The organism is Streptomyces gilvus (assembly GCF_022513565.1).
Taxonomy (GTDB): domain Bacteria; phylum Actinomycetota; class Actinomycetes; order Streptomycetales; family Streptomycetaceae; genus Streptomyces; species Streptomyces gilvus.
On sequence record NZ_JAKWBE010000085.1, the window covers coordinates 1 to 569 of the forward strand.

Below are 569 nucleotides of genomic sequence, written 5' to 3' on the forward strand. Positions count from 1 at the left end.
CCATGGCTGAAGTTCTCGTCTACGTCGATCACGTGGACGGTGCCGTCCGCAAGCCCACCCTGGAGCTTTTGACGCTGGCCCGCCGTATCGGCGAGCCGGTCGCCGTCGCCCTCGGTAACGGCGCGGGCGACACCGCCGCCGCCCTCGCCGAGCACGGCGCCGTCAAGGTGCTGACGCACGAGGCCTCCGAGTACGCCGACTACCTGGTGGTGCCGAAGGTCGACGCGCTGCAGGCCGCCGTCGCCGCCGTCTCCCCGGCCGCGGTGCTGGTCCCCTCCTCCGCGGAGGGCAAGGAGATCGCCGCGCGGCTGGCGCTGCGCATCGGCTCCGGGATCATCACCGACGCCGTCGACCTGGAGGCCGGCGCGGAGGGTCCGGTGGCGACCCAGTCGGTGTTCGCCGCCTCGTTCACCACCAGGTCCCGGGTGTCGAAGGGCATCCCGGTGATCACCGTCAAGCCGAACTCCGCCGCGGTGGAGGCCGCCCCGGCCGCCGGCACGGTCGAGGCCCTTACGGTGTCGTTCTCGCAGCAGGCGACCGGGACGAGGGTCACCGGCCGCACGGCGCGC

General features: G+C 73.5%; 1 protein-coding gene. It reads left to right on the top strand.

Annotation, left to right across the window (positions count from 1 at the left end):
• Positions 1–2: 2 nt before the first annotated feature.
• On the top strand, positions 3–569 hold a 567-nt coding region (locus MKW14_RS40725; protein ID WP_374116670.1), incomplete at its 3' end, for an electron transfer flavoprotein subunit alpha/FixB family protein.